Origin of the sequence: Shewanella marina JCM 15074 (assembly GCF_000614975.1) — a bacterium.
Classification (GTDB): domain Bacteria; phylum Pseudomonadota; class Gammaproteobacteria; order Enterobacterales; family Shewanellaceae; genus Shewanella; species Shewanella marina.
On record NZ_BALM01000029.1, the window covers coordinates 24,944 to 40,906 of the forward strand.

Here is a 15,963-nt window from a genome sequence, read left to right on the forward strand (position 1 = left end):
TGAATGTATATTAATGAATTATTTTTAAGACGGTATTGATTCGTTAATTAAGTTAATTAGAAGGCGTTAATGTGCTATAAATTCACGTTAATATAGATTGGATGTTGCTGCTGGAGAATAATTGAGAATGGCCACCACTTGTATACCGCCTGTAGCGGAAAAAAAACCAATGATGCTTGAGCATCATGGCGTGCAACGCTGCGATAATTACTATTGGTTGCGAGATGATAAACGTGCGGATGCTAAGGTGCTTGCATACCTTAATCAAGAGAATGATTATTGCCAACAACAACTCATGCCGTACCAATCGTTCCAAACGGATCTGTTTAATGAGTTAATCGCACGGTTAGAACAAACTCCAGCGTCAGTCCCTTATTATTGGCAACAGCATTGGTATCAACGAGTGTATGAGGCTGGTCAAGAGTATCCATTATTTACCCGATTTAGCGCAGTAGGTGCTGAAAAACAGCTGCTACTTGATGTCCCTGCTCGGGCTGAAGCACATGAGTTTTATTCATTGGGTGGGATCAGTGTTAGTCCTGATGAACAATATCTCGCTTTTGCTGAAGATACTTTAAGTCGCCGAATCTATACGGTCTATTTTAAAAATCTAGTCACGGATGAATTGCTTGATTATAGCCTTAGCGGACTTGATGGCGGCGTGGTGTGGGCTAACGATAACCAACATCTGTTCTATATTGCTAAAGATCCACAGACGTTACTTGGCTATCAGGTATTTCGGCATAAATTGGGCACATCTCAAGTCGATGATGTGCTGGTTTATGAAGAGCAAGATGATAGCTATTATTTGAGCCTATCGAAGAGCTTAGACCGTTCAACCATTAGTTTATATTTGCAAAGTACTACAACGACAGAAGTGTTATTGCTTGATGCAGATAAACCGCTATCAAAATTTTGTTGTTTCTACCCAAGGGAAGAGGGACATGAATACAGCATAGCCAAGCTAGATGACAGTTATTTGGTGTTAACCAATTGGCAAGCGACTAACTTTAGATTAATGAAAGTGGATGCAGCAAACACCACCAATAAACAAGCTTGGCAGGCGGTATTACCTTATCAAGATGAGATCAGAATTGAAGATTTTATCTGGTTACGCGATTACTTGGTGATACAAAGCCGTGAACAAGGCCAAACTCAGATTGATGTTTATAATCAAGATTTATCAACGCATTATCGACTCCTCTTTGATGATGCATTGTTTGTCGCTGGCTTTGATGTCAATGTCGATCAGAATAGCCATAAATTACGGGTTTATTATTCGAGCTTAACTACGCCTGAATCTATTTATGAATATGACTTATCTGTACCTAATCAGCGTCAACTATTAAAGCAAGAGCAAGTGGTTGGTGAATTTGATAGTCAAAACTATCAGGCTGAGCGCTTGATGGTACCTGCTCGCGATGGCGCATTAGTGCCTGTGAGTTTGGTTTATCGAAAAGATAAGTTTAACCAAGATGGTACTAATCCACTTTATCAATATGGTTATGGTGCCTATGGTTATACCGTTGAACCTGAGTTTGATAGTGCTATTTTAAGTTTGCTTGATCGTGGTGTGGTCTATGCCATTGCTCATGTGCGAGGCAGCGAGATGTTAGGTCGCCCTTGGTATGATGCTGGTAAATTACAACATAAGCAGAATAGTTTTACTGACTTTATTGATGTCACACGTTATTTAGTGGTCAACCAATATGCGGCTAAAGATAAAGTGGTGGCATCTGGTGGTAGTGCCGGTGGATTATTGATGGGGGCTGTGGCAAATATGGCCGCCGCGGATTATTTTGCGATAGCTGCGCATGTTCCTTTTGTTGACGTAGTGACCACTATGTTGGATGAAACGATCCCATTAACGACCAATGAGTATGATGAATGGGGGAATCCTAATCACAAAGTCGATTTTGATTATATGCTCAGCTATTCACCTTATGATCAGGTGAGTAAGCAAGCTTATCCTAATTTGTTAGTGACCACGGGATTACATGATTCACAAGTGCAGTATTTTGAGCCTGCTAAGTGGGTTGCCAAACTACGTGACTATAAAACCGATGATAATGTGTTGTTACTGCATACGGATATGGAAGCAGGGCATGGTGGCAAGAGTGGTCGTTTTCAGCAATATCAAGATACGGCACTTGAATATAGCTTCTTGCTAGGCTTATTAGGTTATAACCAATGAGTGATTCAGGCTGGTTTCTGTATATGATTGAGACCCGTCAAGGCCATCTATATACCGGTATTACGACTGATGTTGCTCGCCGTTTTGAAGAACACCAAAGCGACCCTAAAAAGGGGGCAAAGTACTTGCGCGGCAAGGGTCCCTTAACTTTGGTCTATCAAATGGCGTGCGCGGATCGGAGTGGGGCTTCTAAGCTTGAGATCGCAATAAAAAAGTTATCAAGACAACAAAAACTTGCATTAATTAACGGCACTAAATAATCAATCTAATCGGTCATCTTTTTGATGACCGATTAATATCGTAATCTAGTCACATCAATTAATCGTGACCGCACCGTCTATATTATCAATATTGGTTTCACCTGAACCATCTGCCTGAATATTAACGCCTTTTGTATTTTTTATATTAATGTCACCTGAACCGTCATTAATGCTGGCGATACCCATAACTTGATTTATATTGATATCACCAGAACCATCGTTGATGTCTATGTTACCAGTGGTGTGGCTGATGTTGATATCGCCTGAACCATCATTAATATCAATACCGCCTTGGTGATCTTTAATCATAATCGCGCCAGAGCCGTCGTTAATCGAAATGCTTTGCTGACTTTCGCTAAGGTTAATTTTTCCTGAGCCATCATCAAGGCTGACTTTAGCGACTTTGGTGAGCATGATATCGCCGGAGCCATCGGTAATATTAATATTACCAGCATGGTGCAAAGTGATATCACCTGAGCCATCGTGTATGGACACTTGCCCTAATTGATTGCCGTCGATATTGCCCGAACCATCTTTGATATTAATCTTACCGTGGAGCTGTTGTAGTTTTATATCGCCAGAGCCATCATGAATATCCAGTTCGATATTGCTTGGTAGGGTAATGTTGAGGTGAATGTATTGCTCATTACTGCCCAATTGCCAAAACGAATCTTCGAATTTAGCCACTAACTTGGCTTGTTGATCACCTTGTTGTACCAGAGACAGTAATGGTTGATGACCATTTTCAGAATAGACAGCAGCACTTACCTGTATTTGATCTGTGTTGTTATGGCCTGTAATCGTCAGTTCGCCTGCGCCAGCTTCAATGCTCAGTTGCTTTAGGTTATGGCTATTGAGCTTGAGTTTTTCGGTTGTATTAAGCGCGGAGGCTTGTGATGGCATGCTAATAATAAACGCGCTAGCAAGCAGACAATGTAATTTGAATGAAGTAAAGGCCATATCGCTATCCTTGTGAATGATTAATTGTTTTGTTTACTGACAATAGAGCAAAGAATAGGCCAGCTTTCTATAACGTTGAATTTTAAGGGAGTATGGTTTTATAGGGGACAAGGTTAATTCTTTTAAGATTAATAAGTAGTCAAATATCTCTATTTTTAATCAAAAAGCCCAAGTCATTAATGTCTAAATGACTTGGGCATTATGATGTCGTTGTTTGCGATTTATTCGTCGGCTTTAGGGCCTGCCTGCTTAATTGCATCACTGACGGTGTATTGTTTAAAATTAGCATTAAAAGAGGCGGCTAATTTGTTGGCATACTCGGTATAGGCTTGTTTATCTTCCAAGTGTTGATTGGGTTAAGTAACTGGCTATCAACACCTGTCACTGCGACTGGAATATCTAGATTTAGTCTGTCTAAATGTTCAGTTGCGACATCCTTAAGCTCACCACTTACTATGGCATCGACAATGGCGCGAGTGGTTGGAATATCAAATCGCTGACCGACACCATAAGGGCCACCAGTCCAGCCAGTATTCACTAGATAAACTTGGCTGTTAAAGGTCGAGACGCGCTCCATTAATAATTCGGCATATACGCCTGCAGGACGCGGGAAGAAAGGAGCGCCAAAACAGGTTGAAAAGGTTGATTGAATCGCCGAGTCAGAGCCCATCTCTGTTGAGCCAACTTTGGCGGTATAACCGGATAAGAAATGATAAGCCGCTTGCTCTTTAGTGAGCTTAGCCACTGGCGGCAACACTCCCGATACATCGCAGGTAAGAAATACGACAGCATGGGGTTCATTACCACGATTTTCTTTTATTCGAGCATGAATATGCTCTAACGGATATGCGGCGCGGCTGTTTTCAGTGAGTGACGAATCACTGTAAACCGGCACTTTTTTATGGTCTAAAGTCACATTCTCTAACACGCTACCAAAGCGAATCGCATCCCAAATAACAGGTTCATTTTTTTGACTTAAATCGATACATTTAGCGTAGCAGCCGCCTTCAATGTTAAATACGCCACCTTTCGCCCAGCCATGTTCATCATCGCCAATTAATAACCGTTTAGGATCGGCTGAAAGGGTGGTTTTTCCGGTACCAGATAAGCCGAAAAACAGCGTTGTATCACCATCATGACCGACATTAGCAGAGCAGTGCATGGGTAATACACCATGAGCAGGCAGTAAAAAGTTTTGTACTGAAAACATCGACTTTTTCATTTCCCCCGCATATTTAAGGCCTGCTAATAATACTTTGCGGTCTGCAAAGTTAATAATGACTACGGCATCGGAATGCGTGCCATCACGCTCTGGTTCACATACAAAACCTGGGGCATTGATAATTTGCCAAACGGGTTTATCAGCACAATTGAATTGCTCAGGTTCGATAAATAAATTACGGGCAAAGAGTTGATGCCATGCGTATTCAGTGGTGACTTGTAAAGGTTGGTAATATTGAGGATCTGCGCCGACTTCGAGATCTGATATAAATGTGGTTTTATCGCTAAGATAATCGCTCACTCGTAGCCAAAGAGCATCGAATTTATCTTGAGCAAAGGGTTTGTTGACTTTACCCCAATCAATCTCACTTTCAGTGTCAGCTTGTTTGACAATAAAGCGGTCATTAGGGGAGCGACCTGTTCGTTCGCCCGTGCAGGTGACGAGTGCACCATTAGCCGTAAGCTGGCCTTCGTTACGGATAAGTGCTTGCTCAACCAGTTCGGCTGAAGTGAGGTTGTGCAACACAGTATGTGCCATAGGTAAGGTCTCCACATCATCAAAGTCAGTATTTATAATCGATCTATTGTCGATTTAAGCGGCGTACAAAACATTGTAACGATTGTGTGATCTTTGTTAACTACGTGTCAATAAAAAAGGGCGCTAAATGCGCCCTTATATTGGGATAACTTATACTTATGGGCTATCAGCCTACAATCCGTTATTGCGGTTTGCTGTCGCCAAAGGTGCCAGCATAAATTGCAGCAACATCGATAGCATCAAACATATATTTATTATTGCAATACTCGCAACCCATTTCTAAATGGCCATCTTCTGCAATAATTGCTTCCACTTCTGCTTGATCGACTGTGCGGATAGCACTCGCACTACGCTCACGTGAACAAGTACATTTAAAGCTGACGGTAATTGGCTCAAATACGCGTACTTCTTCTTGGTGGTACAAGCGGTATAGTACGTCTTCTGCTGGAAGCTCAAATAGCTCTTCCGCTTTAATGGTTGCTGTCAGTTGGTTTAGATGATCAAACATATCGTTATTTTCATCTTCACTTGGTAGCACCTGTAATAACATACCAGCAGCTTGTTTGCCGTTAGCAAATAGATAGATACCTGTTGGTAGCTGCTCTGATTGCATAAAGTATTCTTCTAGACATAATGCTAAGTTCGCTTTATCTAGTGCAACAATACCTTGATAACGCTCGCCTACAGTAGGGGTTAGCGTAATGATCATATAACCTTTACCAAATAATTGGGCTAGGTCTGCATCATCTGCTAGTTCACCATTCCAGCGAGCAACACCGCGTAATTCTTGTTGATCTGTACCATTAATTACGGCAACTGATACTGGGCCATCACCTTGTAATTGCACGCTAATATCGCCGCTAAATTTTAGCGTCGCAGTCAGTAATGATGTTGCTGCCATCATTTCACCTAATAAACGTTGTAATGCAACTGGATATTGGTGAGTTTCTAGAATCGCTTGATAACTTTGCTCTAGTTGTACGATTTCGCCACGCACATCGGCGTTGTCAAATAGGTAGCGATATAAATTGTCTTTGCTCATGGTTTTCTCACAAATTAACTTTCTTTAAAGCGAATGATTTGCCGACGTTGTTTTTTGTCCGGTTTATGTGCAGGAGCAGGGTTGTTTAAGATATTTAATCTTCTCGCTTCTGCATTAGTTTCACGTTTTTGCAAACTGCTAGCGGTTTCCTCATAAAGGGTTTGTGCTATTGCAGCTGAAAAACGGTTCTCTAGTAATTTTACTACGATGACTTCTCTTTCGTCATATCCCTGACGTAATTTAATGGTGGCACCTAGTTCAACGTTTTTACTTGATTTCGCACGTTGGCCGTTATAGTGCACTTTACCACTGTTAATCATCTCTTTTGCGATAGCTCGGGTCTTATAAAATCGGGCTGCCCATAGCCATTTATCGAATCTGATTTGGGTGGGTTGATCGGTAGATTTTGCCATAGGTAAGCACTAACTAATTAATTTTAGGAAAATAAAATGTACCTAAGCTCACAAGCTGAGTATTTTCTGCTGAGTATATGAAGAAAATTCAATATTATAGCGCAAGCTTAATCATACTTTCAGGTTGCGTACGTTAACATAACGCCTGAATTTAAGCCAATAATCGGAATGTTATTAACTTGTTGATATTGATCGCTTGGGGTAGCATAAACCGTCGCAAGTAAATAAAAATTATGACAAGACTATCTTAATTAGTGTTGGTTAGATGGATATATGGACTTATTAGATAAAATTATTAGCACTACAGCGAAATTACCGCAGCAGCAATTAAGCAAATTGTGCTTTGTTGGTGCCGGGATTATAGCGCTCTATATGGTTGCTCAAATTAGTTGGCAGTTGGTCCCTGTATCTGAAGATAGTCAGCCATGGCGACCAATACCAATGGCAGCGTCAGATAAGGTATCAACGAATATTAGCCCGATTGAAAATCTCAATCTGTTTGGTCGTTATAACGACCAACCTGTCGCAGCTAAACCTGTTGTTGAGCCAGAACAAATTACCAATGCCCCAAAAACCTCACTGTCTATTCAGCTGGTGGGCGTAGTGGCATCGACTGCAGAGCAAAATGGCTTAGCTGTTATCGACTCTCGCGGTAATCAAAATACCTATAGTATCGGCGACAAAATTAAAGGGACTTCAGCTTCGTTGAAAGAGGTTTACGCCGATAGAATTATTATCAGTAATGCTGGGCGTTATGAAACCTTAATGCTTGATGGTATGAAGTACGAAGCTCAAACCAGCGCTAATAGCCAGTTACAACAAGCTAAAGCCAATAAGCCACAACGGATTGACCAACGTAATAATAAGCAAGTGGCGGCGGAGCTAAAGCAATCGCGTGATGAATTGTTGGCAGATCCAAGCAAAATTACCGATTACTTATCAATTTCACCTGTTCGACGTGATGGTCAAGTGGCTGGATATCGGCTAAATCCGGGTAAGGATAGAAAACTCTTTGCACAAGCAGGACTAAAAGCGAATGATTTAGTGAAGAGTATCAATGGTTATGATTTAACTAATAATGCTGAGGCTATCGCATTGATGGCTGAACTACCTACTTTAACTGACGCCTCATTAATGATTGAGCGTGATGGTCAGTTAGTTGAAATTATGTTTAGTTTGCCGCAATAGTTCGGGCACTAGGGGATCGTTACATGAAAAACAAAAGTTTTCGCCAAAAGCTCATTGCTGGGATTGTAGTAGGCGCAGCCTTACTCTCTTCGCCTGCAGCTTGGTCAAAACAGGAATATGCCGCTAATTTTAAAGGCACAGATATTCAAGAATTTATCAATATTGTTGGCAAAAACTTAGATAAGACCATCATTGTTGATCCAACTGTGCGCGGCAAGATTAATGTGCGCAGCTACGACCTATTAAGTGATGAGCAATACTATCAATTTTTCCTCAATACGCTGCAAGTATATGGTTATGCCGTTGTTGAGATGGAAAATAACATCTTAAAAGTCATTAAAGATAAAGATGCAAAAACTTCTGCAATTCGTGTTGCAGATGACGATACGCCAGGTGCCGGCGATGAGATGGTGACACGTATTGTTGCATTGTATAACACGGAAGCTAAACAGCTAGCACCGCTATTACGACAGTTAAATGATAATGCTGGCGGCGGTAACGTAGTTAACTATGATCCATCAAATGTGATGATGATTACCGGTCGCGCTGCAGTCGTGAATAAGCTGGTTGATATTGTACGCCGTGTTGATAAGCAAGGTGATACTGAAGTGCAAGTCGTGCCTTTACAGTTTGCCTCTGCGGGTGAAATTGTGCGTATTATCGATACCCTTTACCGCGCCCAAGGTAGTCAAGCGCAGTTCTCTGGTCCAACGCCAAAAGTGGTTGCTGATGAGCGTACTAACGCAGTGGTGGTGAGTGGCGATCAAAAAAATCGCGATCGCGTAGTGAAGTTAATTCGAAAACTGGATGCTGAACAAGCAAGCTCAGGCAATACCAAAGTACGTTACTTACATTATGCAAAAGCTGAAGATTTAGTTGAAGTATTAACAGGTTTCTCTAAAAAGCTTGAAGGTGAGCAAGGCGGTAAGTCAACCAATAGTCGACGCAATGAAATTACCATTATGGCGCACAATGAAACTAATGCCTTGGTGATCAATGCAGACCCTGAGCAGATGCGTACCATAGAGAGCGTCATTAACCAGTTGGATATTCGCCGTGCCCAAGTCTTGGTTGAAGCGATTATTGTCGAAGTGGCTGAAGGCGATGATGTCGGCTTTGGTGTGCAATGGGCAACAACCGCAGGTGGTGGTACTCAGTTTAATAACTTAGGCCCAACCATTGGTGAGATTGGTGCGGGTATTTGGGCTGCTCAAGGTGAAGAAGGTACGACCGTTACGACAGAGAATGGTACTACTGTGAATCCTGATACACGTGGTGACATCAGCATCTTGGCACAGGCATTAGGCAAAGTGAACGGCATGGCATGGGGTATCGCCATGGGGGATTTTGGTGCCTTAGTGCAAGCGGTATCGAGTGATACCAAATCTAACGTATTAGCAACACCATCGATTACGACTCTTGATAACCAAGAAGCCTCATTCATTGTCGGTGATGAAGTACCGGTATTAACTGGCGCGCAAAATTCAAGTAATGGCAACAGTAACCCATTTCAAACGGTAGAGCGTAAAGAAGTTGGGGTTAAGTTGAAGGTGATCCCACAAGTTAACGAAGGTAACGCGGTTAAGTTAGTGATTGAACAAGAAGTCTCAGGCATTAATGGTAAAACCGGTGTCGATGTGACTTTTGCTACTCGCCGTTTAACCACGACTGTGATGGCTGATTCAGGTCAAATCGTGGTGCTTGGGGGATTAATTAATGAAGAAGTACAAGAGAGCGTACAAAAAGTGCCATTCTTGGGCGATATCCCATTAATTGGCCATCTGTTTAAGTCATCTTCAAGTGGTAAGAAAAAGAAGAACTTAATGGTCTTTATTAAGCCTACTATTATTCGTGATGGTTCAACCATGCAAGGTATTGCTGGCCGCAAGTATAACTACTTTAGAGCATTGCAGTTAGAGCAAGAGGAGCGCGGTGTTAACTTGATGCCAAATACCGATGTGCCTGTTTTACCTGAGTGGGATCAAAGTGAACATTTATCGCCAGAAGTGAATGAGATTATTGAGCGTTATAAGCAAGGTAAAGGGTTAGAGATGAAGATGCGTGAAACAGATTCAACGCTGAAAACTATTTCTGACAGCAAGGCTGACGATCAAGCTAAGAAGTGATATGCCAATGACTGACCAAGCATTAACTGCCAGCGATGAACTGGCACAAGTATCAGCCGAGTTAGCCCAGCCAATAGAGGCCGAGTTAGATGAGGTGTTTCACTCTGATAGTCGTGAGCGTTTGCCATTTGCTTTCGCTCATCGTTATAGCGTGGCATTAACGCAAGGTGAGCAAGGATTACGTTTACTCTATACCAATAGCACGCCTGCTGCGGCAATGTTAGAAGCTCGCCGATACTGTGGGTTAAAACCACTGACGCTGCAATTGTGTGAGCTGGCCGAGTTTGAGGCGCAATTAACAGCCGTTTACCAAGCAAACTCTTCTCAAGCGCAGCAGCTAATGGAAGACATTGGTAATGAGATGGATCTGTTTACCTTGGCGGAAGAGTTGCCGCAAACAGAAGATCTACTCGAAGGTGATGATGATGCGCCAATTATTAAATTAATTAACGCATTACTGTCCGAGGCGATTAAAGAAGAAGCTTCTGATATTCATATCGAAACCTATGAAAAGCAGCTGGTGGTACGTTTCCGTGTGGATGGGGTGCTGAAAGAAGTACTGAAGCCTAACCGTAAGCTGTCGTCACTATTAGTGTCGCGTATTAAAGTTATGGCGCGCTTAGACATTGCTGAAAAACGGGTACCACAAGATGGTCGTATTTCATTGCGTATTGGTGGCCGCGCAGTAGATGTGCGTGTGTCTACGATGCCATCAAGTCATGGTGAGCGTGTGGTACTGCGTTTATTGGATAAGAATGCCGGTAATCTGGATCTTGCGCAATTAGGTATGACGCCACGTATTCGCGAACAGTTTGATGCCTTAATTCGTAAGCCTCACGGTATTATTTTGGTGACCGGTCCAACGGGCTCGGGTAAAAGTACCACCTTGTACGCGGGCTTAACCGAAATTAATAGCAAAGATACCAATATTCTGACGGTAGAAGATCCAATCGAATATGAGTTAGAAGGTATTGGTCAAACTCAAGTTAACAATAAGGTTGATATGACCTTTGCCCGTGGTTTGCGAGCTATTTTACGTCAAGACCCCGATGTAGTGATGATTGGTGAAATCCGTGACTTAGAGACTGCACAAATTGCAGTACAAGCATCGTTAACCGGTCACTTAGTGATATCGACGCTACACACCAATACGGCATCGGGAGCCATTACCCGTTTGCAAGATATGGGGGTTGAGCCTTTCTTGGTTTCTTCCAGTTTATTGGGTGTGTTAGCGCAGCGCTTAATCCGTACTTTGTGTAAGGATTGTAAAGAGCAACATATTCCTGATGAGCGTGAACGTGAACTATTAGGTATGAGCGCTGATGATACCCGAGTGATTTATCGCGCTAAAGGTTGTAAAGCTTGTGGCCATAATGGCTATCGTGGACGTACTGGTATTCATGAGTTATTGCTGGTGGATGATAATGTGCGTGAACTTATCCATGCAGGTAAAGGCGAATTATCGATAGAGCGTTATATTCGCTCGCACATACCAAGTATTCGTCATGATGGTATGAGTAAAGTGTTATCAGGCATGACAACCCTTGAAGAAGTGCTACGTGTGACCAGAGAGGAATAATCATGGCTGCATTTGATTACAAAGCACTTAATGGTCAAGGTAAACAGGTTAAAGGTGTAATTGAAGCGGACAGCGCTCGTCATGCTCGAAGCTTATTGCGCGATCAACGTTTGATGCCATTAGAGATAGAGGCTGTTGTTTCTAAAACCAGTAATCAAGCAAGTAGCGGTTTTTCACTGTTTAAACCTAAAGTATCAGTCGCTGAATTAGCACTGATTACCCGACAAATTGCGACCCTGGTGGCAGCTGGCTTACCCGTTGAAGAAGCCTTAAAAGCGGTAGGGCAGCAATGTGAAAAGGCTAAACTTGCCAGTATGATCATGGCAGTGCGCTCAAGAGTGGTTGAAGGTTATTCTCTGGCTGATTCTATGGCCGAATTTCCGCAGGTTTTTGATGAGTTATACCGTGCTATGGTGGCATCGGGCGAAAAGTCTGGCCACCTTGAAGTGGTACTGAATCGATTAGCCGACTATACCGAGCGCCGTCAGCAGTTGAAGAGTAAATTAACCCAAGCGATGATTTATCCCATTACCTTAACGATTGTGGCTATTGCCGTAGTTGCTATTTTATTAGCGGCAGTGGTACCACAAGTGGTTGGGCAATTTGAGCATATGGGGCAGCAGCTACCCGCGACGACTCAGTTTTTGATTGCGGCATCTGATTTTGTCAAAGATTACGGTTTAATCGTGTTAGCTGTGATAGTGCTAGCAATTGTGGCGTTTAATCGCTTATTGATTAAGCCTCAATTCAAGATGAAATGGCATACTATCGTGCTAGATTTGCCTGTAATTGGTAAAGTCAGTAAAGGGTTAAATACGGCTCGTTTTGCCAGAACATTAAGTATTTTGACGGCAAGCTCAGTACCATTATTAGATGGTATGCGGATTGCGAGTGAAGTGTTATTAAATGTGAAAGTGCGTGCGGCAGTAGAAGATGCTACTGCGAGAGTGCGTGAAGGAACAAGTTTAGGCGCAGCTTGACGAACACTAAGCTGTTCCCACCAATGATGCTTTATATGATTACATCAGGTGAGAAAAGTGGTCAGCTTGAAAATATGTTAGAACGCGCGGCAGATAACCAAGATAGAGAGTTTGAGTCCAATGTCACTATCGCCTTAGGGGTATTTGAACCTATGCTGGTGGTGACAATGGCAAGTATCGTGCTATTCATTGTACTTGCTATCTTACAGCCTATTTTACAATTAAATAATATGATCAGCGGCTAGCACTACGTTAGCTTGTACTGTGGAGGAATAATAAATGCAATCGAGTCAAAAGCAGCGTGGCTTTACCCTATTAGAAGTTATGGTGGTCATTGTGATCCTAGGCATTTTAGCTTCTATCGTTGTCCCGAATTTAATGGGTAATAAAGATAAAGCCGATCAACAAAAAGCGGTATCAGATATTGTTGCTTTAGAAAGTGCGCTCGACATGTATCGTTTAGATAACAGTGTTTATCCAACGACAGAGCAAGGTCTTGATGCATTAGTGCAAAAGCCATCTATTTCTCCAGAGCCTCGTAACTACCGTGAAGATGGTTATATTAAGCGTCTACCTAATGATCCTTGGGGTGATGCCTATTTATTACTAAGCCCAGGTGAAAACGGTAAGCTTGATATCTTTAGTGCAGGTCCAGATCGTCAACCGGGTACAGATGATGATATCGGTAACTGGAACTTACAAGATTATCAGTAATATGAAAAAAGCATCAGCAGGTTTCACTTTACTTGAGGTGATGCTAGTAGTTTTGCTTATGGGAGTGGCAGCAACAGCTGTCACTTTCACTATGGGTGATAGTGGCCCAAAGCAAACTTTAACTAAAGCGGCAGAGCAATTTATTGCATCGGTTGATTTAGTGTTAGATGAAACGGTATTAAGCGGTCAATTTTTAGGGGTGGTAGTTGATGAAGACAAATACCAATTTGTGATTTATCAAGATGAGAAGTGGCAACCTTTACAAGATGATCGTTTGTTAAGTTCAAGGCAAATGAAGCCTGAAATAAGTTTGAGCTTGGTACTAGAAGGACTGCCGTTAGTCCAAGAAGACGAAGAAGATGAGTCATTTTTTGATGAACCATTTGAAGAAGCCGATGTTGGGCTTGAGTCAGCCAATAAGAAACCCATTGAGCCACAAATTTTATTATTCCCAAGTGGTGAAATGAGCAGTTTTGATTTGGCTTTTATCTACAAGAGTAAAGATGGCCAAGAGTTACAGTTAAATGTGATTGGTGATGCATTAGGGCGACTTTCATTGGGAGATGACAATGAAACACGTTAAAGGCATGACTTTATTAGAAGTGATGGTCGCATTAGCCGTATTTGCCATTGCTGCGGTAGCTGTGGTGAACAGTATTGGTGCTCAAGTGGCGAACTTACCTATTTTAGAAGAGCGCACGTTAGCCCAGTGGGTTGCCGATAATCAGATGGTGGATGCCAGATTAGAACAAGACTTTCCTGCCATCGGTAAAAAAGATGGCCAGACGGAATTAGCGGGTAAAGAGTGGTATTGGCGTAAACAAGTGATAAAAACCACAGATGAACAGTTTCGAATGATCCAAATTACGGTCAGTGATGATCAGCGTTTTAAGCGTGTATTAGCTCAGGTCAATAGTTATGTGGTTAACCAAGATTAATCGCAGTAAAGGTTTTACTTTACTGGAGATGCTAATCGCGATGGCGATTTTTGCATTATTAGGGGTCGCCGCTAATGCCGTACTGCAAACTGTACTTAAAAATGATGAAGTAACTAAAGACTTTTCATTGCGGTTAAAGGGATTACAGCAAGGTTTTGGAGCAATTCAACGTGATTTAACCCAAGTGGTTGCCCGAACCCCACGCGCATTAGAAGGTGGCCGTGGCAGTAATGTCATTCAATTTGGCAATAATTTATTTCAATCACAATCAGAGGCAATTGTATTTTATCGCTTAGGTTGGTTGAACCCTGACGGTATGTTGCCAAGAGGCAGTTTACAATCTGTAGCCTATGTGGTGCAGGATGAAAAGTTAGAGCGTTGGTTCTTTCCTTATCCCGAGCCAGAGTTTGGTAGTGAGCCACAAAAAACCGTATTGATGGATCATGTGTTGTCGGTCAAATATTCGTTTTACCATCAAGATAAGTGGCAGCAAAAAATGGATGGCACCACATTACCAAGTGCGATAGCGATGGAAATTGAGATTGATGGTTTAGGTGTGATTACCCGTAAGTTTTTAGTTGCGCCAGCCAGTGCAGTTAATGCTGACAACAATGGCAATAACTCTGGTAACAATTCAGGTGGCAGTAACAACGGCAATAACTCGGGTAACAATAGTGGCAATAAGGGTAATAGCGGTGGTGGCTCAGGTAATGAAACATGATGCATAAACAGCGTGGTGTCGCCCTTATCGTCGTGTTGCTGATTGTGGCATTAGTGGCCACCATTGCGACAAATATTAGTAGCCGTAATCAATTATCAATGCGCCGTACCTTAAATTTAGCCGAGTACGATCAAGCCTATTGGTATGCTATCTCTGGTGAAGCTTTAGCGCAAAAGGTACTTAAACAAGATTTAGATGATGATAAAGATCGCGTTCATCGGCAGCAATATTGGGCGCAAAGTGAAGTTATTTTCCCGGTAGAAAATGGCTCCATTGGCGGCAAAATTAGTGATATGCGTGCTTGCTTTAATCTCAATGCATTAAGTGTTGCCGATCCAAAACCGCAATCAGGCCAACCCAAAATGTCATTGGCAGCACGTCAATATCAAGGTTTGCTGGTGGCGCTTGGCATGGATCAGTTTAATGCAGAGAAGCTGACACATACTTTAAAAGATTACTTAGATGAAGATACGGTAACCAGCCCATTTGGCGCTGAAGATGCTGAATATGAATCAAGGCATGTTCCTTATCGTGCAGCTAATACCTTAATGAATCACCGTAGTGAATTACGTGCCGTGATGGGGTATAGCCAAGATCTGTATAAAAAGTTATTGCCTTACATTTGTGTGATTCCCGGTAACGACAGGCAATTACTCAATGTGAATACTATAGAGCCTGATCAGGCGGCTGTTTTGGCTGGCATGCTGGAAAATACCATATCGGTTGCAGAAGCTGAAAGTGTGATAAATCAAAGACCAAGCGATGGTTTTGAGAATATCGAAGATTTTTGGAAGTTAGTGACGTTACCACAGCAAGCTGATGACACCTTTAAATCAGCATTTGTGGTTAATTCCGACTTTTTCTTGCTGCAAGTGCAAGCCAAAGCTGGTGAAGCTGTATTTCGATTGGACAGTGTGATGCAACGTGATGGTAATAATAAAATGAAAGTGATAGCGCGGCAATTTGGTGGCCAACTGTAAATAACCCAAATTTAGTACGCAATACACTGAGCGCATAATTGATGATGACCTGTTTGATTATGCATACCAAATGATAGTGGCAACAATGAATTGCTGCATTGAGCAGACA

General features: G+C 42.2%; 13 protein-coding genes and 2 pseudogenes. 11 read left to right on the forward strand and 4 right to left on the reverse strand.

Features of this window, described 5'->3' with window-relative positions; translation table 11 throughout:
• The first annotated feature begins 127 nt into the window (after positions 1–127).
• Positions 128–2,194 (forward strand): S9 family peptidase, encoded by a 2,067-nt coding sequence (locus JCM15074_RS16925; protein ID WP_025822700.1) that lies wholly within the window; start codon positions 128–130, stop codon positions 2,192–2,194.
• A complete protein-coding gene (locus tag JCM15074_RS22780) occupies positions 2,191–2,454 on the forward strand; it encodes a GIY-YIG nuclease family protein (protein ID WP_051536946.1) in 264 nt (87 codons plus the stop codon). The genes JCM15074_RS16925 and JCM15074_RS22780 overlap by 4 nt, the downstream gene beginning before the upstream one ends.
• 54 nt (positions 2,455–2,508) lie before the next feature.
• On the opposite strand, the gene JCM15074_RS16935 is transcribed toward JCM15074_RS22780, so the two are convergent.
• The 4 genes and pseudogenes from JCM15074_RS16935 to hslR all read right to left on the reverse strand — a co-directional run bounded on the left by JCM15074_RS16935 (position 2,509) and on the right by hslR (position 6,628).
• Entirely contained in the window at positions 2,509–3,414 is a 906-nt protein-coding gene (locus JCM15074_RS16935; RefSeq protein ID WP_025822702.1) for a DUF4097 family beta strand repeat-containing protein, read from the reverse strand.
• A gap of 221 nt (positions 3,415–3,635) precedes the next feature.
• Positions 3,636–5,173, reverse strand: a pseudogene (locus JCM15074_RS22785) (phosphoenolpyruvate carboxykinase).
• Between the two features lie 181 nt (positions 5,174–5,354).
• Positions 5,355–6,215, reverse strand: a complete 861-nt coding sequence (hslO, locus tag JCM15074_RS16945) for an Hsp33 family molecular chaperone HslO (RefSeq protein ID WP_025822704.1) — start codon at positions 6,213–6,215, stop codon at positions 5,355–5,357.
• A gap of 14 nt (positions 6,216–6,229) precedes the next feature.
• Positions 6,230–6,628, reverse strand: a complete 399-nt coding sequence (gene hslR, locus JCM15074_RS16950; protein WP_025822706.1) for a ribosome-associated heat shock protein Hsp15 — start codon at positions 6,626–6,628, stop codon at positions 6,230–6,232.
• A gap of 273 nt (positions 6,629–6,901) precedes the next feature.
• Here hslR and gspC point away from each other — a divergent pair, with 273 nt between their 5' ends.
• The 9 genes and pseudogenes from gspC to gspK all read left to right on the forward strand — a co-directional run bounded on the left by gspC (position 6,902) and on the right by gspK (position 15,854).
• Positions 6,902–7,816: a type II secretion system protein GspC gene (gene gspC, locus JCM15074_RS16955; protein WP_025822708.1), complete on the forward strand. Its 915-nt coding sequence runs from the start codon at positions 6,902–6,904 to the stop codon at positions 7,814–7,816.
• A gap of 23 nt (positions 7,817–7,839) precedes the next feature.
• Positions 7,840–9,942: a type II secretion system secretin GspD gene (gspD, locus tag JCM15074_RS16960; protein WP_025822710.1), complete on the forward strand. Its 2,103-nt coding sequence runs from the start codon at positions 7,840–7,842 to the stop codon at positions 9,940–9,942.
• Between the two features lie 7 nt (positions 9,943–9,949).
• On the forward strand, positions 9,950–11,521 hold the full coding sequence (gene gspE, locus JCM15074_RS16965) for a type II secretion system ATPase GspE (RefSeq protein WP_025822712.1): 1,572 nt from the start codon (positions 9,950–9,952) through the stop codon (positions 11,519–11,521).
• A gap of 2 nt (positions 11,522–11,523) precedes the next feature.
• Positions 11,524–12,746 (forward strand): annotated as a pseudogene (gspF, locus tag JCM15074_RS22790) (type II secretion system inner membrane protein GspF).
• A gap of 34 nt (positions 12,747–12,780) precedes the next feature.
• Entirely contained in the window at positions 12,781–13,215 is a 435-nt protein-coding gene (gene gspG / locus JCM15074_RS16975) for a type II secretion system major pseudopilin GspG (RefSeq protein ID WP_025822714.1), read from the forward strand.
• 1 nt (position 13,216) lies between these two features.
• The gene (gene gspH, locus JCM15074_RS16980) at positions 13,217–13,798 is read left to right on the forward strand and encodes a type II secretion system minor pseudopilin GspH (RefSeq protein WP_025822716.1); all 582 of its coding nucleotides are present in this window, start codon (positions 13,217–13,219) and stop codon (positions 13,796–13,798) included.
• The gene (gspI, locus tag JCM15074_RS16985; protein ID WP_025822718.1) at positions 13,785–14,153 is read left to right on the forward strand and encodes a type II secretion system minor pseudopilin GspI; all 369 of its coding nucleotides are present in this window, start codon (positions 13,785–13,787) and stop codon (positions 14,151–14,153) included. The genes gspH and gspI overlap by 14 nt, the downstream gene beginning before the upstream one ends.
• A complete protein-coding gene (gene gspJ / locus JCM15074_RS16990; RefSeq protein ID WP_025822720.1) occupies positions 14,134–14,874 on the forward strand; it encodes a type II secretion system minor pseudopilin GspJ in 741 nt (246 codons plus the stop codon). The genes gspI and gspJ overlap by 20 nt, the downstream gene beginning before the upstream one ends.
• On the forward strand, positions 14,871–15,854 hold the full coding sequence (gene gspK / locus JCM15074_RS16995; protein ID WP_025822721.1) for a type II secretion system minor pseudopilin GspK: 984 nt from the start codon (positions 14,871–14,873) through the stop codon (positions 15,852–15,854). Before gspJ ends, gspK begins: the two co-directional genes overlap by 4 nt.
• Positions 15,855–15,963: the final 109 nt, after the last annotated feature.